General features: G+C 61.7%; 15 protein-coding genes and 1 pseudogene. 8 read left to right on the plus strand and 8 right to left on the minus strand.

Annotation, left to right across the window (positions count from 1 at the left end; genetic code table 11):
• Positions 1-28: 28 nt before the first annotated feature.
• On the plus strand, positions 29-2,422 hold the full coding sequence (gene lon / locus ACEN42_RS41970; protein WP_371884228.1) for an endopeptidase La: 2,394 nt from the start codon (positions 29-31) through the stop codon (positions 2,420-2,422).
• A 301-nt stretch (positions 2,423-2,723) separates the two neighbouring features.
• Here the strand turns inward: lon and ACEN42_RS41975 are convergent, their stop codons facing one another.
• Positions 2,724-3,173 carry a phosphoglycerate mutase family protein gene (locus tag ACEN42_RS41975; RefSeq protein WP_371884229.1) on the minus strand — a complete coding sequence of 150 codons (450 nt, stop codon included), beginning with the start codon at positions 3,171-3,173 and terminating at the stop codon, positions 2,724-2,726.
• A 460-nt stretch (positions 3,174-3,633) separates the two neighbouring features.
• Between ACEN42_RS41975 and ACEN42_RS41980 the strand changes: the two genes are divergently transcribed.
• Entirely contained in the window at positions 3,634-4,569 is a 936-nt protein-coding gene (locus ACEN42_RS41980) for a Dyp-type peroxidase (RefSeq protein ID WP_371884692.1), read from the plus strand.
• A 53-nt stretch (positions 4,570-4,622) separates the two neighbouring features.
• Here the strand turns inward: ACEN42_RS41980 and ACEN42_RS41985 are convergent.
• Positions 4,623-6,996 (minus strand): annotated as a pseudogene (locus ACEN42_RS41985) (PAS domain S-box protein).
• Positions 6,997-7,594: 598 nt separating this feature from the next.
• On the opposite strand from ACEN42_RS41985, the gene ACEN42_RS41990 reads away from it, so the two are divergent.
• Positions 7,595-7,864, plus strand: coding sequence for a hypothetical protein (locus ACEN42_RS41990; protein ID WP_371884230.1), 270 nt, complete (start codon positions 7,595-7,597; stop codon positions 7,862-7,864).
• Positions 7,865-8,913: 1,049 nt separating this feature from the next.
• On the opposite strand, the gene ACEN42_RS41995 is transcribed toward ACEN42_RS41990, so the two are convergent.
• The 4 genes from ACEN42_RS41995 to ACEN42_RS42010 all read right to left on the minus strand — a co-directional run bounded on the left by ACEN42_RS41995 (position 8,914) and on the right by ACEN42_RS42010 (position 11,331).
• Positions 8,914-9,117: a cold-shock protein gene (locus ACEN42_RS41995; RefSeq protein ID WP_371884231.1), complete on the minus strand. Its 204-nt coding sequence runs from the start codon at positions 9,115-9,117 to the stop codon at positions 8,914-8,916.
• Between the two features lie 327 nt (positions 9,118-9,444).
• Positions 9,445-10,215, minus strand: a complete 771-nt coding sequence (locus ACEN42_RS42000) for a flagellar brake protein (protein ID WP_371884232.1) — start codon at positions 10,213-10,215, stop codon at positions 9,445-9,447.
• A 152-nt stretch (positions 10,216-10,367) separates the two neighbouring features.
• Entirely contained in the window at positions 10,368-10,940 is a 573-nt protein-coding gene (locus tag ACEN42_RS42005) for a hypothetical protein (protein WP_371884233.1), read from the minus strand.
• A 79-nt stretch (positions 10,941-11,019) separates the two neighbouring features.
• Entirely contained in the window at positions 11,020-11,331 is a 312-nt protein-coding gene (locus ACEN42_RS42010) for a hypothetical protein (protein WP_371884234.1), read from the minus strand.
• A gap of 174 nt (positions 11,332-11,505) precedes the next feature.
• Here ACEN42_RS42010 and ACEN42_RS42015 point away from each other — a divergent pair, with 174 nt between their 5' ends.
• From ACEN42_RS42015 to ACEN42_RS42025, 3 genes are all read left to right on the plus strand, one after another.
• Complete coding sequence (locus ACEN42_RS42015; RefSeq protein WP_371884235.1) at positions 11,506-11,859, plus strand: winged helix-turn-helix domain-containing protein; 354 nt, start codon at positions 11,506-11,508, stop codon at positions 11,857-11,859.
• A gap of 183 nt (positions 11,860-12,042) precedes the next feature.
• Entirely contained in the window at positions 12,043-14,247 is a 2,205-nt protein-coding gene (locus ACEN42_RS42020; protein WP_371884236.1) for a TonB-dependent receptor, read from the plus strand.
• Positions 14,248-14,700: 453 nt separating this feature from the next.
• Positions 14,701-16,167 (plus strand): 3'-5' exonuclease, encoded by a 1,467-nt coding sequence (locus tag ACEN42_RS42025; RefSeq protein WP_371884237.1) that lies wholly within the window; start codon positions 14,701-14,703, stop codon positions 16,165-16,167.
• Positions 16,168-16,195: 28 nt separating this feature from the next.
• Here ACEN42_RS42025 and ACEN42_RS42030 read toward each other — a convergent pair whose 3' ends face one another.
• The gene (locus ACEN42_RS42030; protein WP_371884238.1) at positions 16,196-16,585 is read right to left on the minus strand and encodes a hypothetical protein; all 390 of its coding nucleotides are present in this window, start codon (positions 16,583-16,585) and stop codon (positions 16,196-16,198) included.
• Positions 16,586-16,657: 72 nt separating this feature from the next.
• Positions 16,658-17,566, minus strand: a complete 909-nt coding sequence (locus ACEN42_RS42035; RefSeq protein ID WP_371884239.1) for a hypothetical protein — start codon at positions 17,564-17,566, stop codon at positions 16,658-16,660.
• 298 nt (positions 17,567-17,864) lie between these two features.
• Here ACEN42_RS42035 and ACEN42_RS42040 point away from each other — a divergent pair, with 298 nt between their 5' ends.
• Both ACEN42_RS42040 and ACEN42_RS42045 read left to right on the plus strand, forming a co-directional pair.
• Complete coding sequence (locus ACEN42_RS42040) at positions 17,865-18,281, plus strand: CopG family transcriptional regulator (protein WP_371884240.1); 417 nt, start codon at positions 17,865-17,867, stop codon at positions 18,279-18,281.
• Between the two features lie 33 nt (positions 18,282-18,314).
• Entirely contained in the window at positions 18,315-19,418 is a 1,104-nt protein-coding gene (locus ACEN42_RS42045; protein ID WP_371884241.1) for a PHB depolymerase family esterase, read from the plus strand.
• Positions 19,419-19,554: the final 136 nt, after the last annotated feature.

Below are 19,554 nucleotides of genomic sequence, written 5' to 3' on the forward strand. Positions count from 1 at the left end.
CTGGCGACAGCGTTTTCAAGGAGCGACGATGACTACGGACACCACCAGGCGCCCGGAAACGGAGACGCAGGGGAGCGAGCCGCCTGCCCCATCGCCATTGCCCGAGAATGGCCTGATCTTGCTGCCGGTGCGTAACACCGTGCTCTTCCCCGGCATGGTCCTGCCGCTCAGGGCCGAGACCGCGCTGTTGAAACAGGACGTGCAGGCGGCCGTCAGGCGCCAGTCGCCCCTGGGCATCGTTCTGCAGCGCGACCCGCAAGTGATGGAGCCGCCTTTCGACGGATTGCACGCCGTAGGGACCGTGGCCAATGTGCTGCGCTATTTGACGAACTCTCAGGATGGCAACCATCACCTCGTCTGCCAGGGAGTAAGTCGTTTCAGGCTCGTCGCTCCGATCGATGGCCTGGATTTTCGCGCCGCCCGTGTGGAGTTCATCGCCGACCCGACGCAAACCGATGCCGCAATCGACGCACGCGTGCTCGTCCTGCGCCAACGCGCCGGAGAAATGATCGCATTGTTGCCCAATGCGGGCGCGGACCTGGTGAAAGCGCTCGACGCGATCGAGGCTCCGGGCCTGCTGGCGGACACGGTCGCCGGCCTGCTCGATATCGCTCCTGAGCGCAAGCAGGACATCCTGGAGACGCTCGACATCCGCAAGCGCCTCGACATGGTGCTGGACGCCATTGCGGGACGAATCGAGGTCCTTCGTCTGTCGCTGGAGATTGGTGAGCAGACACGCGGGAGGCTCGACGAACGACAGCGCGAAGTCATGCTGCGCGAGCAACTCAAGACCATCCAGAACGAGCTTGGCGAAAACGCCGAAATAGAGGAAGAACTCAGGCAACTGGCGCAAGCCGTTACCGCCGCCGATATGCCGACGGACGTCGACAAGCACGCCCGCAAGGAACTTGCCCGGCTGGAACGCGCACCGGAAGGCTCCGCCGAATATGCCATTGGCATGAGCTATCTGGAACTTCTGAGCGAACTGCCGTGGAGTCTTCCGCCGGCGGCGCCCATCGATATCGCGCACGCCCGGAGTGTGCTGGAAGAAGCCCACTTCGGCCTCGAAAAGGTGAAGCGGCGCATTCTGGAATATCTGGGCGTGAGGAAGCTCAATCCGGAGGGAAACGTCCCGATTCTCTGTTTTCTGGGGCCGCCCGGCGTCGGCAAGACCTCGCTGGGCCAGAGCATCGCCCGAGCGCTGGAGCGGCCATTCGTGCGCGTGAGCCTCGGTGGCGTGCATGATGAGTCGGAGATTCGCGGCCATCGGCGTACCTATATCGGCGCGATGCCGGGCAACATCATCCAGGCAATCCGCAAGGCCGGCGCGCGCAATTGCGTGATGCTGCTCGACGAACTGGACAAGCTGGGGCACGGCGTACACGGCGACCCGTCGGCCGCGATGCTTGAAGTCCTGGACCCGGAGCAGAATCGTGCCTTCCGCGACAACTACCTGGGCGTTCCCTTCGACCTGTCCGCTGTCGTGTTCATTGCGACCGCCAATCAGGCGGAGGGCATAGCCGGCCCGCTGCGGGACCGCATGGAAATGCTCGATCTGCCGGGATACACGGAAGCCGAGAAGTTTGAGATCGCGCGCCGTTTTCTCGTTCCCCGGCAACTGAAGGCGTGCGGACTCACCGAGGCGCAGTGCCAGCTCAGCGACGACGCCATTCGCTCGATCGTTCGCGACTACACGCGCGAGGCCGGCGTTCGCAGCCTGGAACGGCAGATCGGCGCCGTGTTTCGATACGTTGCGTTGCGCGTCGCGGAAGACCAGACCACGCGAGAACGCATCGAGCCCGGCGATCTGACGGCGATTCTCGGGCACCGGCGCTTCGAGAACGAAGTGGCCCTGCGCACCAGCATGCCGGGCGTCGTGACCGGGCTGGCGTGGACGCCCGTCGGCGGCGACCTGCTCTTCATTGAAGCGAGCAGCTCGCCCGGCAACGGCAGGCTGGTGCTCACGGGTCAGTTGGGCGAAGTGATGAAGGAAAGCGCCCAGGCCGCGCTCACGCTCGTCAAATCGCGCTGCGACACGCTGCAGATCGACAGTTCCAGATTCGAGAAGCGCGACATCCACATCCATGTGCCGGCCGGCGCGGTGCCCAAGGACGGACCCAGCGCGGGTGTCGCGATGTTCGTCGCCATCGCGTCGCTGCTCTTGGGCAAGCCCGTACGCAGCGATTGCGCCGTGACAGGCGAAATCAGTCTTCGTGGCGTCGTGCTGCCCGTGGGCGGCATCAAGGAGAAGGTGCTGGCCGCCTTGCGTGGCGGCATCCGCACCGTGCTCCTTCCCTCGCGCAATGTCGTCGATCTCGAAGACATTCCGGCCGACGCCCGCGAGCAGATGCGATTCGTCGCGCTGAAAACAGTGGACGATGCCCTGCACGAGATCATCGACAACCATCCGGCAGGGGCATGATGCTGCCGAGCGCCGCTGCGGACGTCCCGCCGTTGCGGGCGGCAGCCGCGCAAACCCTCGCCGCATCACAGCGCGCCGATGCCATGCCGCAACGAGTGTTCCCTGGCGCGGCGGATCGCGTCGAAGAAACTCGGCTCGGCCGCCACGCGCCGCCTGCCGACGTGAACGACCCGGAGGCTGGAGGCGAAGCGCCGGCATCGCGTGATCGGACACGATGAAAATCAGTTATCCCGAGCGTCGATGACGTGATTCACCCGTCGCCTCGCAACGAGCAGGCTAGTCGAAGGCGATACGCAACGCCCTATTTGATCGGCTCGGCGCTATCGCCCGCGAGCAAAAGCTGCGGATGCTGTGAAAAGCGCCACCCCTCGCCTTCGCGCTCGACGATCCAGACCATATCGAACCGGTGCTCGGGCCAGGCTGACGGGACCGTTGGCGCGTTGGGCAGCAGTCCGATCAGCGACGGGAGGATCTTGTGCTCCCACGCAATCAGAATCACCCCGGTCTCGGCCAGCACCTCATGCATCAACGCTTCGCCATCGTCCTTCAGGTAACTCGACGAATACTTGATATGGGCGCTTTCCTGCAACTGCCTGACCAGAGGCGCGACCGTCTGCATCGACCGATTGCTTTTACTGCCGGGACCGCTGCCCGCGGCGAAAATGCAACCGGGTGTCATTTTTTCGCGCTGCGCGGCATCGCCCGACCGAAAGAACTGCGTCAGCGCTCCGGCGCGCTGCCAGCCGCGCACGGACAGACTTTCCTCGTCGGGCTTGCCGTCTTCGTCGATTCCTGCACCCATCGAAGGAGCGGGTTTTTCCGCATGGCGGATAAACATGATTCGCTGAGGTGACATGGCCTATGTAGGGTTCTTGCGTCAGGGGAGGAAACGGCACGAAGCCGAAGAGGCCACGAACGCCGAGGCACTCCGGGCGCCGGCATTAGGAGTGTCGCGCGAGTGCCGCGCGACTCGCATTTCAACTTAGCACGAAACGACGTGGCTCGCTTTCCGGGCGGGCGCGCACCCGGCTGGAGACATCGAGGTACGCCGGTCGAAATCGTGAGACGATCGGAGCAAGGACTCACGGCTGATCGTGCCGTGTGTTGACTTCCCTGCGACGAATCGGCGAGTCCTTCTCGACTGGATCACTCACCGCCCTACGGAGAACTTTGTGAGCCCAAACACTGCACCGCCCCATAATTCGCAAGGAATGCCGGACACGGAACTGCAGTCCATCGACGCGCCGTTGTCGGCGGCCGCGGCATTCCTCGTCCTGACAGTCAAGGACGACGACACCTCCGTTGCTCGCGCGCGCTCCGTCATCGCCCATAACACGGACGACCTCGTCAAGGGCATTCTGCTACGCGCCAATGGCGGGGCATTCACATGCAACGTCGGGATCTCGCATCGAATCTGGAGTGCGCTGACGAACAAGCCGATGCCTCGGGAACTCAGGCCTTTTCAGGAAGTGCGAGGCGCCACACATACCGCGGTCGCCACGGCGGGCGACTTGCTGTATCACATCCGCGCCGGATCGATGGGCCTGATCGTGGAGTTCGAGAAACTCCTGCTCGAAGCGTTCGGCCCGTCCGTCACGGCCATTGACGATGTAGCGGGGTTTCGTTACTTCGACGGCCGCGACCTGCTCGAATTCGTCGATGGCACGGGCAATCCGGATGGTCTCGGCCTGCCGCAGTCGACGATCGTCGGCGACGAAGATCCCGAGCATGCGGGAGGCAGCTACATCGTGATTCAGAAGTATCTGCACGAGCTCTCCGCCTGGAGGGCTCAACGTATCGAGACCCAGGAAGCAATCATCGGGCGCACGAAATTCGATAACGTCGAATTGCCGGACGCCAAGGGCGGCCAGAAATCGCACAAGACGCTGTGCACGATCGTGGATGAAGCAGGCGAGCACCCCATCCTCCGAGACAACATGCCGTTCGCCGTGCCGGGCGTTGGACAGTACGGCACGTATTTCATCGGCTACTCGCGCCACTTGTGGGTGATGGAAAAGATGATCGAGCGGATGTTCATCGGCGACCCGCCTCCCCTGCACGACCGCATTCTGGACTTCTCGAAAGCCGTGGCCGGGGTGACGTTCTTCGCTCCGAGCCATGCCTTTCTGGGCAGTCTCGACGGCTAGCCCGAAGGTTTCGCGCCGGGCTTCTTTCGAACGGCGAAGCCCGGGATCGGGCGTCAACGGCGCGAGGCGAACGGGGCCCCCACTATCGCATCCTGGAGCTGATCGACCGTGTACGGCTTACGCAGCGCCAGCCAGGCGAAGTCCTGGACGTCCTCCGCGACGACCGGGTCGCCCGATGCGAAGATGACCTTGATCTGCGCGTGCACCCGGACGATGCATCGCGCCAGCTCGACGCCCGACATGTCGGGCAGATTGATATCGGTGAGCAATGCATCGAATGGCGTGTCCTTCATGGCCTGCAGCGCAATCGTCGCGTTGGCGACGACGAAGGGCTTGTGCCCAAGCAGAATGAGCAACTCCTTCACCGCCTCGCGCGTGGGTTCGTCGTCGTCGACCACGAGCACGCGTATCTCGCTTCTCTGGATGGTCGACACGTCGAGCGGCCGTTCGCCCTGTGCGTCGGCTCCGAGCACCTGTCCGGCCGAGCCGAATACGTCCCTGAGCTTGTAGGCCACGTCCTCGCGGCTATAGGGCTTGCTCAGCAGTTCCACGCCAGCGTCCAGTCGCCCCCCGTGAACGATCGCATTCTGCGTGTATCCCGACGTGAACAGCACCCGAAGATGCGGTTGCAGTTGCAAAGCGCGCCGCGCCATGTCCGGACTCTTCAACGCGCCCGGCATGACCACGTCCGTAAACAGCAGATCGACATGAGCGCCACTGCTCAGAACCACGAGCGCTTGTTCGGCGTTGTCCGCCTTCAGCACGCGATAGCCGAGGTCTTCCAGCATGGCGATCACAGTTGCCTGAACTTTCTTGTCATCCTCGACCACGAGCACCGTTTCGCTTCCGCCCATCATGGGCGCATTGATTCGCGCCTTTCGCTCGAGCGCTTCCGCCGAAGATCGCGGCAGATAGATGCGAACGGTTGTTCCGTGACCGACTTCGCTATAGATGCGAATGTGCCCGCCCGATTGCTTGACGAAGCCATAGGCCATGCTGAGTCCGAGTCCGCTTCCCACGCCCTCAGGCTTGGTGGTGAAGAATGGATCGAACGCGCGCTCGATCACCTCGGACGTCATGCCACTGCCATTGTCGGTCACGCCCAGCATCACATACTGTCCGGCGGGAACGTCGGATAACGAGCGCACGTAGCGGTCGTCGAGCATGGCGTTGGCCAGTTCTATCGTGAGCTTGCCGCCGTCGGGCATGGCATCGCGCGCGTTGATCGCCAGGTTCAGGACGACGTTTTCGAGCTGATGAGGATCGACGAAAGCATTCCAGAGGCCGCCGGATATCACCGTCTCGACGTCGATCGTTTCGCCAAGGGCGCGGCGCAACAGGTCGTCCATGTCCCGCACCATCGCGCCAAGGTTCACCGAGACGGGACGCAACGCCTGACGGCGGCCGAAAGCAAGCAACTGAGCCGCCAGCTTCGCTCCCCGCTCGACGGCGTCGATGGCGCTGGCAAGGCGCTCGCTCGTCCAGTTGTCACGCGCGCACCGGCTTTCGAGCAGTTCGAGATTTCCGCGCAGGACTTGGAGCACGTTGTTGAAGTCGTGCGCCACGCCGCCCGTCAGCTTGCCGATAGCTTCCATTTTCTGCGATTGAAAGAGCGCCGCGCGCGTCTGTTCGAGCAGCCGATCCGCTTCGCGCTTCTCGGTGACATCGCGCGTGATCTTCGCAAAGCCGATCAGCAGGCCCGCTTCGTCGCGAATGGCGTCGACGATCACATGCGCCCAGAAGCGTGTGCCGTCGCGACGCACGCGCCACCCCTCGGACTCGCAACGCCCCTCGCGTGCGGCGATCTCGAGTGCACGCCGGGGCAATCCCGCCGCCACGTCTTCGGGCGCGTAGAACCGGGAGAAGTGAGAGCCGACGATCTCCTGCTCGGTGTATCCCTTGATGCGCCGTGCGCCCTGGTTCCAGTTGGTGACGTGCCCTTGCGGCGAAAGCATGAAGATCGAGTAGTCGGTCACCCCTTCCACGAGCAGTCTGAATCGCCGCTCGCTTTCGATCACCGCATCGTGCGCCTTGCGCTTTCCGCTTTTGTCGCGAACCAGCTTGGCGAAGCCGAGCAATCGACGATCGTCGTCGAATATCGCCGTCGTCACGACACTCGCCCAGAACACGGACCCGACCTTGCGCTTGCGCCAGCCTTCGGTGACCCGACTGCCTTGCGCCCGCGCCTTGCGAAGCTCCGTTTCGAGCGCATCCCTTTCGCGACCGTCGTCGGGAAGGAAGACCGACGAGTGCCGGCCAATGATTTCGCCGGCATCGTAGCCCATAGATGGCAACGGCGCCGGGATTCCAGGAAGCAACCACCCCTTCGGGCGTCAGGGCGAATGCGGCAAGCTCAATAGCCGAATCGACCCACTTTTGTGCCCAGTTCACCGGGGCTTGGTCAGTGGTTTTCTCACAGCGCGGCATGACAATGGGCGGTGTTGTTCTCGAGTTCGACTACGAAACTACGGTCAAGAAAGCGATCCAAAGCGTGCGTGCTGATGATTTTACCGGCTCTCGCCCAGTAGATGATAGTCACCAAGCATGCTCCCGATGGCAAGCGAAAGCATTCACGGAACAAATTCCGATCCAGAGATACGTGTGGCGCCTTATCGTGGACTCAGGGCAAGACAGAAATGGAAAATCCGATGCCTTACACGGCCCCACCGGGCGCTCGGTTTATCCGGCGTTCGTATGCAGAACGCTATGCGCTACTGGCCACGCGCACCGTGTAGGCAACCGGTCAGCACATTCGAAGCCTCGACGAATCCGGACGGGATGCGCTGCGCAGGCAGTTGCGAATCGGTCTGCATAGTGACACGGAGGTCACTGCTGACGAGGGTGCAACATCCGGACAACGCGTAGCGCAAGCCTCGTGCTGTGCCTTGCCTGTCGCGTAAAACTCCGCCTCAAGTGTGGACTGGGCGCCGTTCGCGTCGCTGGTGATGCAAGCCAGCTAGAAATCGGCGCTGCTGTCGGCCCGCGCGCAATCGCTGACGAACCGCAATCCGAAGGTGTTTCTGCCATGGTCGGCAGCGGCGCGTTCGGCAATGAACGCGCATGGATCATCGTCGCCGTGCAACGCGCATTGCTGTGCGTGCAGGATTACCAGCTCGACGTCGCGATGCTTTGCTTCGGCAAAGTGTCGCCGGATCTCGAAGGCTTGGCAGTCGAGATCAACGCCTATAACACACAGAATCTGCTTCCCTTTTCACCCGCTCGGGCTATTAGCACAGCGGTTCCCTCGCAGCTGCATCGCAGACACCGAAAACCAGTCGACCGAGGTCGACCCTAAGCGCCCTTCAGACTGCCCAATAGCAGTCGTTAAACAGGCGTGGCAATGTGCATGTTCGCTCCTGCGCCACCAACAGCCGATCGTCGCGGAATGTTCTTCGGCCGCCGAACGCCCCTTCTTGGCGATCCGGCTAGATAGATAGGGACGCCAGCCGATCCGCTTCAAGGTCATCGTGCGTCAGGCTAAGTCGCGATTTCTGATACTCGGCGTCACGATTATTTCCAATGCAATTGCGATGACGCGACCCTCTCTTGGCTAACACAACGCAAGGCGCTCCTAACGCGGCGGACATGCAGGAGAATCGCATTGAAGATAGGGCTTTCAGTTAAAAGGCGAAGTCCGACTGGGTGATACCCGCGCGCCACTGGCTCAAGACACGGGATGCGAATAAGACAAGTTGATCAATCATCATTCAGCGTCGATCAAATTTCTATTCAGGTGCCGCTGTTAAGATAACTCTCACTATCCTAATAGTTCTGTTCTGTATCTGAACTCGCGTGCTTGAAAACGCGTCTGCTCTCCTACAGAGCGATCGACTGCGTTAATGCAGAATGTTGCCGCCTCAGCATTTTCTAAACGATCCACGTGGGCATGGATCGTTGCGGCAAGACCTTGCAATCGCCGGTCGCAGGTCCTTCCATCCGCGTCCCTATGTTGTGAGATCCCTTCACGCCGGGTTCGTCCGGTGCGAAATCAATGACGCAGCCGACTAGCCTGGGCGTCTTGCGGGATCAGTCAAGACGGACAACAGACGCTCGAGTCGTGAGCGTTGCGAGGGTACTAGTCCTGGCGTCGCACGCGCCTTGACGACGCGATTGCGCCAATAAGTTCGACCGAATAGGGAGGTCGCCGCGTCTCCGGCGAGAACGTGTTCAAGATGCTCGATTTCAGAGTCGAGGTTTCTGGGTGTGAAGCTGGTCAGTGCGTCAAATGCTAGTGTCATATTGTTATAGATCTCTCAGATTCATCCTTGCGACGGGGCCCCGAACAACTTCCCGTCATATTGCTGGACAAGCCGTGCTGGCGCCGGCCGTTGTATCAGCGTTAGCTCATTGCGGCTGGATGTTTGCCGCCTGCTTGCCCTTCGGTCCTTGTCTAATCTCGAAGCTCACCTTTTGGTTTTCGGACAATGACTTGAAACCTTCTGTTCGGATCTCGGAGAAATGTGCGAACAGATCGTCGCCTCCGTCATCCGGCGTGATGAATCCATAGCCCTTTGCGTCATTGAACCACTTCACAGTACCCGTTGCCATGCTCGTCCCTTACCAAAAGAAGTTGTGATCGAAGAGAATAGCAGCGGCTGGCGCGCCGCAGTATGACGTTTAACAGATATATTTATCATTTTGATAACGGTAAGGAAAAATCTTCCGGCACGATCGATCGTCCTTGGGTTTGGCTCGGGACCCTCGTGTTTTAGCCGCGAAATGAGGCCGTTCTTCGTCGCGGCGTCTCCAATGTCGCCGTTCCGCCCGCCTTCACCGCGGAAAGAAAAGCAGCGAGTTCATCCGCAGTGAATTACTTTGTTCGCGACGCTGATAATGAATGTTCCGATTGAGCCAGAAGCGCGGCGCGTGTCCGTATTAATCGCGCGCCGTATGCTCTTTGCGGCGGGTCTCCAGCAGCGTGATCGCACGCTGCAGCACACGCTCCGCATTTGCCTTTAGGTGAATGAACCGGCAGCCCAGAACGGTTCGATGCTCGCCCGTCGGCGTCACTATCTGCCGGGGCGCGACGACCTCCAGATCGACCGGCACCGCGCCGAGTCCGCCCATCTGAAGCCGCACGTCGTTCCACACGGTTCTCGCCGCAAGCGCTTCGAAGCGTGCATCCCGCATACGCAGCGCCACGCCGCCAAGCGAAAGGTCCTGCAGTTCGAGCCGGAACGCGGCGCCCGCTCCGTCGAGCCCGCTCGCGACGAAGGGATCGAACATGGGCGTATCGACGCGATGGAACTCGCGGCGCTGCACGTAATGAAGCACTGCAGGAAACGGCACTTCGAAGGCCGGACGCCCTTCGAACGTCACCACCACGGCGCCGCCTGTCACGAAATGCGTGCGGATGCCCGACGGCTGGCTGCGGAACGTAAGCTCGTCCGCATCGACGAGCGCGCGATTGTCTTTCGCCGTACTGCCGAAATCGAAGACAAAATGCGCGCGGCCCGAATCGACGTCGAGCAGTTGCGTGACGATCTGCATATCGCCGAACTCGACTGTCAGGAAATCGCGGCGCCCGAGCAACGTCCGCAGGCATACCGCAATCTGCAGCGTATGCCGCTGCGCATAGCGGTCGTCGGCCTCCCGCGCATTCGTTGTCGAGGCGCTTGCACCGCTCAGGGTAGGTTCGGTAATCATCGTGATTTCGTTATTCTGCTGGGCGGCCTGCCGGCGTATCGCTCTTTGCCATATATTATCAAATTGATAAGCAAATGGTAGAGTGACGACATCACTGGTATGACGACTCTGAATCTCAGAGACGAGCGGCGCCCCGGGGCCAGCGGGGTCCGTTAATGATCTTGCCAGCTACGTGCTTTCGGGCCGCGCGGCACCGGCAGAAAATGCAGCAGCGCCTTGAGCGTGTAGATGACGATGACGGTTCCCGCCAGGTCGCCGACGAACATCGCAAGGAATCTCGACGTGATGTTCTGCGCGTCGCCTTGAAGATAGAACCAGATGTTGTGTAGCAACGAACCGGCGATTGCGTACGCGACGGTGAGGATCATGAGCCTGCCCGCCGTCAGATTCGACAGCGATGCGTTCAGCCCGTAGGTCTCGCGCGCCAGCCGATAGACCGCATAAGGCGCGGCCGTCGCGATGATGCCGCCGACGAACGACCGCACCGGGTCATTGGGAAAGAAATAAAAGAAGTCGACGACCCAGCTCGCGAGCAGCAGTCCGAGCGCGCCGTCCGCGCCGAGCAGAAGCGTGCTGAGCAGCCGGATGCCGGCCGGAAGATAGACCCAGTTCACCCCGCGCACGAACTCGGAGTGAACGAAGATTTCCTGATTGACCCAGAGCGAAGCGACGAAAAAGAGCGCCGTTCCGACGACGGAACATAAACGAAGCAGAAACGAAGACATTGGCGTGACGAGCCAGTAAGCGGCGGACGTATCTTACCGCAGCGCTCATCCGGCTTCACGGACGGGCGCGCAGCAAACGTTATCGCCGCGCCTTGCCAAAAGCCACGCTGGCCGCGTGCGCGTCGGCTTGCGGAAGCTCGCCGTAGCTCGCAGCGGGATCGAGCTGCGCGGCGATTCGCTCCAGCTCGACGAGCAGCGAGCGTAGCCCCTCCTGCTGGAGCGGCGCGACGGCCGGGGCGTGCCGCAACTCCTCGATGCGCTCGCGCCAGTACGACACCGGCCACGCGGCGCTTCGATGCCAGTGGCGTGAACGGATCATCCTCGCCAGATGATCGATTTCCTGCTCGATGAAAGTCGGTGTGATGTAAGTGAAATCGCGTCGTTGAATCACGCTCGTGCCCCCGATAGCCGCTCGGGCAAGAGAAATATCGATGTCTTCGCCAGGCCCTCGCTGTCTCAACTATCTTAGCACTTACTTATCACACTGATAAATACTAGGGCCGCCCTCATACATCGATTTTCGCCGATGCTATGATGAACGCCGTTCTCATTCAACCGCTTCTTCATGTCCAGAAAGCGCGTCTTCGATGCTTATTTTCGCTTCCTGAATCTGGCTCAGGCTGTCCAGGCTTTGCCCTCGGTGCCGAAGCTCGATGCCGCCGAGGAACGCCTCCTGGAAGCGCTCACGGCGTCGTGGCATGCGGGCCATACGTTGACGGTCACGGAGACGATGGCCCTTTCTGTCGCGGGCGCACCGGCCACCGTGCATCGCAAGCTGACCAACCTGAGGAAACAGGGTCTCGTGTCCGTGGACGAGAGCAGCGACGATCTGCGCATCAAGACCGTGGTGCCCACGCGCAAGGCGCTCGACTACTTCGAAAAACTGGCGGCGTGTCTCGAAGAGGCCAAGAAGCGCTGAGTCTCGCGGGTCGGCATATCACGAACACCGGCAACGAACGTTATAATTCGTCGCTTTCCCGCGCCATGGCGCAGTAAATTTTCCACCAGGTCGTATTCCCATCGGAGAGCGGGGACGGCCGGCAGTGTCCGACAGCCTCCGTCGCAATCGCAGGTGTTGTGCTGCACCCAGTCTGCGATTGTCATGTCCTTCCCGTGTTTCGAGGTCGCATCCAGCCGTCGTGCTTCGACGGCCGCGCGTCGTATCCGTCTCGTTTTCGTCGGCGCGTTCGGGGCTTGCGTCCTTCCATTGTCGAGCGCGTGGGCCGCTGAAAGCGATCCGGCCGCGCAACAGCTCACGCCGATCATCGTCAAGGCCGAAAGGCAGCCCGCGGCCGAGCAGCGCACGCCGATCGCCATGAGCGTCTATGGCGATGCCTTCATCGAAAGCACGGGCGTCAGCGATATCAAGTCCCTCGCCTCGATCGCGCCCGACCTCAACTATGCGCAGGTGCAGACCGTCGTGCCGGTGCTCACGATTCGCGGCATCTCGAGCCGCGACACGACCGAGATCGGCGATCCTTCGGTGGTCGTCGTGACGGACGGAAGCTCGAACAATCGGCCGTATGCGCTGAGCGGCACGCTCTATGATCTCGATCACATCGCCGTGCTGCGCGGTCCGCAAGGCACGCTGTACGGGCGCAACGCGGTGGGCGGCATCGTCGATATCGTGACGTCGAAGCCTTCGAGATCATTCGAAGGCCGCGCATCGGTCGATCTCGGCAACTACGCCGCGCGCAATCTCGATGCGATGGTGAACGTCCCCGTGAACGACGTGCTCCAGTTTCGGGTGGCGGCGATCTCGCGCCGGCATGACGGCTACGTGAACAACGCGCCGCAGGCCGACGGCGACGACGAGGACACGCGCTCGGGTCGCCTTTCCGTCGCGCTGGAGCCGACTTCGCATCTGCGCATGCTGTTCACCGCGCAACAGACGACCTTGAACGGCGTGGGTCCAGTGTCGCTCGACATCCCCTACCTCTACGACGCTAACGGCAATCTCTCGCACGACAAGCCGCCCCTCCCCGCCGATCCGCGCACCTTCACCTACGCGACCGCGCAAGCGCAGAGCATCGAAGACACGGTCGCGCGCTGGAGCATCGCGTACGACTTCCCGCACGTCGAACTCAGCTACACCGGCAGCTACGACAATCTCACCTGGCGTCATGCTGCCGACAGCAGCCCGAGCTTCGCCGACCCGGTTTCATATCGCCAGAACGAGTTTCCGAAGGCGCAGACGCACGAAGTGCGCGTGAGCTCGCTGGGCGATGGACAATGGTCGTGGCAGGCGGGCGTGTCGTACTTCCACGAGTCTTCGTCGCTGTACAGCGCGAACGAGTCGCCGTTCGATGGCGGCGCCTATCTGCCCACGCTCGCGTTCGCCTACGGCATTCGCACGACATCGACGGCGGCGTATGGCCAGTCGTCGTACTGGGTGACGGACAAGATTCGGCTGACCGCCGGCATGCGCGTCACGCACGATGAAAAGAGCCGCGACGGCGAATACTTCTTCGCGAACTCGGGAGAGCCGCCGTTCGACTATACCCACGTGCCGCAGAACGACTCGGGCTCGTGGTCGAAGCCAACCGTCCACGTCGCGGCCGAGTACGCGCCGACGTCGGCGATGATGAACTACGTGCGCTACGACACCGGCTACAAGTCGGGCGGCTTTTCATCGTCGGGATCGTATGCGCCGGAGACGTTGCGCGGCATCGAGATCGGCACGAAGTCGCTGTGGAACGCGCAGCGCGTGCAGATCAGCGCGAGCGTCTTCGACTACGACTATTCGGGCCAGCAGATCGCGCAGCTCGTGCCGTTCGCGGACGGGCGCGTGGGTACGAAGATCGTCAACGCGGGACGCACGCGCATCTACGGCGCGGATGCGGATATCCGTGCGCTGATCGACCCGGTCGGGCTCGTGACGTTGTCGGTGGCGTGGCTGCATGCGCGCTTCACCGATTTCGCCGTCGATGACGGCAGCGGCCAGAACGTGCAGCTGGCGGGCAACGCGCCGCCGCAAAGCCCGGCCTTCACCATCGGGGTCGGGCTCGAACATGCGTGGACCACGGACGCGGGAAAATTCATCGGCCGCGTGAACGCGAAGTTTCAGACGGGCCAGCACTTCACAATATACAACTACGGCGACGACTATCAGAAGCCGAATCTAACCGCGGATCTCTCGGCGACCTGGATACCGAACCGCAAGAACATCGAGCTGATGGCGTATGTGCGCAACGTGACCAACCAGCGCGTCTTCACGGCCGCCGAGGAATACACGTTCGATGACTCGTACCGCTACGCGTTTGCGGCGCCGCGTACCTTCGGTGTGAAGGCCACGTATTTCTGGTGAGCGGCGAAGGTCTGCTCGACCGAAAGTTGTCCGAGAAGCGTCGCGCTCCTGAACCGTTCGTGCCGACCGTGACACGGCGCGACGCCCGTCTTCTGTGACGAAGCAATTCTTGAACGAAGCACGGTCGGCCATCCATAGGCCTTGGCCATGAACTGCCCTCCCGTCCCACGGACCGTATTGCACAAGAACTCTGGCTGCTTCCATCGCGCGAACTTCGCGCGCATCGGCGCGGCTCACATTCGGTTCCATTTTTGACCGACACTCTTCAGGTTTGTCCAACGCCTGCCCGCATACGCTGTCTCGCGCTTGCGGGCAGGCGGCATGGGCAGGCGTCGAACAAACCTTAAGACAAGTGAGCCTCAACCTTCACCGTGCCTGTGATCTGGTGTCGTCTTCGATTCGGCTCGTGCGAGACTCCGGTAGACTCGTGACCGCACCCTTGTCCTGGTCACCATGCCCTCCTCCTTCAAACCAACAGCTGAACAAGACGCGGTCGTAGAAGCAGCGCTCGGCGGCGGTGATCTCAAAGTCAAGGCATATGCCGGGGCCGGAAAGACGTCGACCTTGCGGTTGGTCGCTCGTCAATTTGCGAGCAGGCGCGGCGCTTACCTTGCGTTCAATCGAGAGATCGCAGATTCGGCGCGCCGCGGATTTCCGCCAAATGTCAGCGCGCGCACCGTGCATTCGCTCGCGTACGCGGGCGTGCCTTCGACATTGACCTCGCGTGTGAATCTTCCCGCTGAGCCGCTCCACGAATTGTCCGCTCGGTACGGAATCGGCGCGATCGAGGTCCCAACCATCACTGGCAAAGACGTCGAGATCACGCCTTTCGAAATCGGAAGAATGATCGTCGACGGGTTGGGTCGATTCTGTCGCTCGCCGGATGCGGTGCCACGCGCGTACCACATCCCGGTCGACGAGAAGGTCCATGAAACGGCTGCCGACTGGCTACGTGAAAACCTGCTTCCGAGTGTCGAGCGCCTGTGGCACGAAAGCATTCATCCACGCGGGCGCAGCGCCATCTTGCCGGATGTCTATCTCAAGGTCTGGGCGCAGCAAGATCCGCGCATCAACGCCGACTTCATCCTCTTCGATGAGGCGCAGGACAGCGATGGCGTCATGCTGTCCGTGCTCGGCCAACAGCGCCACGCCCAGATCATCTACGTAGGGGACCCCTATCAGCAGATCTACGAATGGCGAGCTGCGGTCAATGCCATGGCCCAGATCGACGCGCCAGAGCGACCGCTTACTGAATCCTTCCGCTTTGGACAGACGCTCGCCGCGCTCGCGAGCCGTATACTCGCGCTCCTTGGTGAACCCACACCGATACGTGGCCAGTCGGGCATCGGCTCCATCATGGTAGAAGATCCCGCGATTTCGCCGCCGGTCGATGCCATCCTGTGCCGAAAGAACGCGACGGCCATCTGGCAATTGGCTGCAGGTCTCGAAATGGGCCATCGGCCGGCGATTCGCATGAATTCCAGCGAAATCGTTGCGTTCGCGGACGGCGCGGATCAGTTGCTCGCAGGTCGACGCGCTTTCCGCCCGTTGGCCTTTGCGTTGTTCGAAAGCTGGAAGGAGGTGCAGTCATTCGCGCGCAGTGCACCCGGACAAGATCTGCTTCCGATTGTCCAAATAATTGACGAGCGCGGCACCGGTTATCTCCGCGCGCTCGCGCAGCGGTTGACGCCCGAACGCGAAGCCGACTACGTCATCTCGACGGTCCACCGCGCCAAAGGGCTTGAATGGAAGCGGGTCAGACTCGTGAACGATTTCCGCTTCGTGCTCGTCAATGGTCGACTCACGCTGGATGAAGACGAGATGCGACTGCTTTACGTTGCGGTGACGCGCGCGCAACACGTGCTCGATATTTCGGACCTCCGCGAAGAACTGTTGAGGTTGTTCAACGTTCATCGATGAGCCCTCGCCTGCACCTGGGCTCTCGCCTTCAACGGATCTTCTGACCGCTCCACCGGTCACGATTGCCCCAGAACGGACACAGCGGGCAGTTTTCGCCTTCCGGATAATCGATGCCTTCCTCATGTGGACAGCCGATGATGCGGTTGGCCGATACGACGGACCTGACGCTGTGCTGGTCGATGAACCGGACGACTGCCTCAATGACTTCCGGATCGGTTCTCGCATCGGTGGAGGCACAAAACCACCGCTCCATGGGATCGGCATCCGCACCTTCGTACTGGACAATGCCGACCGCGACCTTCGTTGCATGTGTGTCGTCTGGCCCATAGAAGGCAACCGTTGCAGCTGGGTAGCCGCAGAATCCTTTGCGGCTCTTTTTCGCGAGCTTGTCCCGATACCACTGCGCCTTCAATGTCATGATGCCTCCGTGCCTCGCGGTCCCACACGAACAAGTGGCCGGCGACGCGCGTACCGGTCGATCGCGTTGCGCTTATCGGTGCTGGACCTTGCGTGTGGCCATGTACGCCTCAAAAAGCGCGCCGTGCAGCCCGCTGAATTCCTGACGCAGCCTGATGAGTTCGTGCTGATCCCCTTCGTGCTCCCTACGCAGGATCTCCCCTAGCAACGCCATTGCGCGCGATGGCGCCTGGTCTCGACGCACCCGCGCCTTTTCCAGTTGCCCGGCCAGTGCTGGCTTGACCACCAGCAGCCACGTCGCGAACCACGCGTAATCGTCCAATTCGCCGGTGCCAGGGAATTCGGCATCGAAGCGCCGGCGCAGGGCGTCAAGCGAAGCGTCGCTCAATGAGGATAACAACGCTGCGAACCGGGCGGGTGCGAGCCACGCCAGTTCTGCGAGGAGCGGCCACGCGGCATCCAGGCCATCCGCGCGGTAGCGCGCCTCAGTCATCCACGCGAGGGGCGCCGGGATGCGCCACCAGGACTCAATCTGTTCGACCGATTCCCGCGCGCACTGCCAGTCGCCCGCGCGTAGCCAAAGCGGCGCGGCGTGGTGTTCTGCTTCGGCGCCGGAATAGACTAGGCCTGTGGCCCGCTGGGCGAGCGTTCTCCAGCTCGGAGTCAGCCAGGCCTGCACGGTGTGCGCGGGCAGTGCGCGCAGGGCGGCGGGTATCACCGCGCCCTCAAGGTCGTGACGGGCGATGGCCAGGGCTGCATGATCAGCGAAGGGTGCGTTCGATCGGCGCTGAAGGTGCTCGACGAGAACGGTCATCGAGGATAACGCGCCGTCATGCGAATATTCGTTGGCCAAAAGCACCAGTGCCGCCTGCGCTGCTTGCGCAGCGCGCCGCTGCAACGGCTCCAGTACATCGTTACGCAATATCACGTCGCGGCTGTCAGCGAAGATATCCAGTTGTTGCATGGTCTGCAGTACCGTCATCGTGCTCAGAGAACGTTGTGAAGAGGCAGATTAGTCGATTTACTCGCGTCCGGAACCGGCGCCAACCCGGCCTCGTTGCCTAAGAAGTCACAGCAATTGCCCTGGGCACGACCGATGAGTCTCAAGAGCCCGCTCCGGGGATTGTCACCCACCTCCCTGTCCGCCTTTGACGTTTTTTCGCCGCAACTCCTCAGGCGCATCGCCGGGCAAATTAGGCCGGGTGAATTATCCGTTGCAGGATCCTTGAAATTGCCTATAACCATCCACGTGGATGGTAGCAGGAGGTCTAGAGGGGCGCATGGCGAAAGAACCCTTGGAACGGTCACGCGGCAGCGAGACGGAAAAGATCACGATCAACCTCGGTCCGGTGGACCTGGGCCAGATCGATCTGCTCGTGGAAGAAGGCTTTTACTCGAATCGCACGGACTTGATCCGCACGGCGATCCGCAATCAACTGTCGATTCATGCACCGGTCGTCAAAGATACGGTGACCCGGCGTGAACTGGTGCTAGGGCTCCAGTACTTCTCGCGACAAGATCTCGAAGCGACGCGCGCAGCCAATCAGCGACTCAAGATCCAGGTGCTGGGATTAGCCAGCATCGCCCCTGACGTAACGCCCGAACTGGCACTGGCAACGATTGACTCGATCCTGGTTCGCGGCGCCCTTCATGCATCACCCGCGGTCAAGGCGGCGCTCGCGGATCGAATCCGCTAGCCGCCTGACCCTTTGCTCGATAACGGAAAAAACATGAAACTCAACGAAGGCTTTCTGGACTCGATGAAAGAGGCGTTCGCGCGCTTTCGCAACAGCGATCCCGCCGCGGCGGCGGAGATCGTGAAACGTGCCATGCTCGGTGAGCTGACAGACGAGGCGCCGGCAAGCCACGAAGAGCGCATCGACACGACGCGCACGCGCTTTGCCGATGCCTTTCAACCTCGGCGAGCGTCGCAGTCCAGGCAAACGGTCGCCGACGTGGAGGATTGCGGATATTTCACCACTCGACGTTATGCGAATGGCGCAGGCCAGCGCGACTACAAGCTCTACACCCCGAGCAGCTATCGCGATGCTCCCGTGCCGCTGATCGTGATGCTGCATGGCTGTACGCAGGACGCTGATGATTTCGCGGCAGGCACGCAAATGAACGCGCTCGCAGAGGCCCACGGCTTCATGGTCGCGTATCCCATTCAGTCACAGGGGGCGAATACCTCCAAGTGCTGGAACTGGTTCAAGCCGGGGGATCAGCAACGTGAGCAGGGCGAACCGTCGCTGATCGCGGGCATCACTCGCGAGGTCATGGCCCAACACAACGTGGACCCGAACCGGGTTTATGTAGCGGGCCTGTCGGCCGGGGGCGCGATGGCCGCAATCATGGCGCAGCGCTACGCCGATCTGTATGCGGCCGCAGGTGTTCACTCTGGTCTTCCCGTCGGATGCGCACACGATCTGCCATCCGCGCTCGCAGCAATGCGCGGTGGCAAGAGCAGGGCAAAAACCGGAAAAGCCGGGCATGCAAACTTGGCGGGCACGTCGACACCTCAGTGCCCGCTCATTGTCTTTCACGGCGATGCCGACGCGACGGTGCATCACGTCAACGCCATCGCTCTGGTGAGCGGATTCACCGCGAGCGATGTCGCATCCGGATCATCCGCGTCGATGGGTAACGGAGCACGCAAACATACGGTCCGTCGGACGACGACCCCGGAGGGCGTGGCCGCGGAACTGTGGACTATCCATGGCGCGCCGCATGCCTGGTCAGGCGGTTCTTCGAACGGTAGCTATACCGATCCCGCCGGACCCGATGCCAGCGCCGAGATGGTGCGATTTTTCCTCGACCACCCGGGCCGTCGCTGATCGACGGCGCGCTTACAATGCGCTTAGGTTCTACGCCGCGCGACGATCGTCGCTCGTGCCGATGTCCACCTGTCCTTGTGCGATATTCTCGACGTCAAGCTCAAGCGCGGACAGTCGGGCAAGTTGGACGGGAAGC

It is taken from the genome of Caballeronia sp. S22 (assembly GCF_964261745.1).
Taxonomy (GTDB): Bacteria; Pseudomonadota; Gammaproteobacteria; order Burkholderiales; family Burkholderiaceae; genus Caballeronia; species Caballeronia jiangsuensis.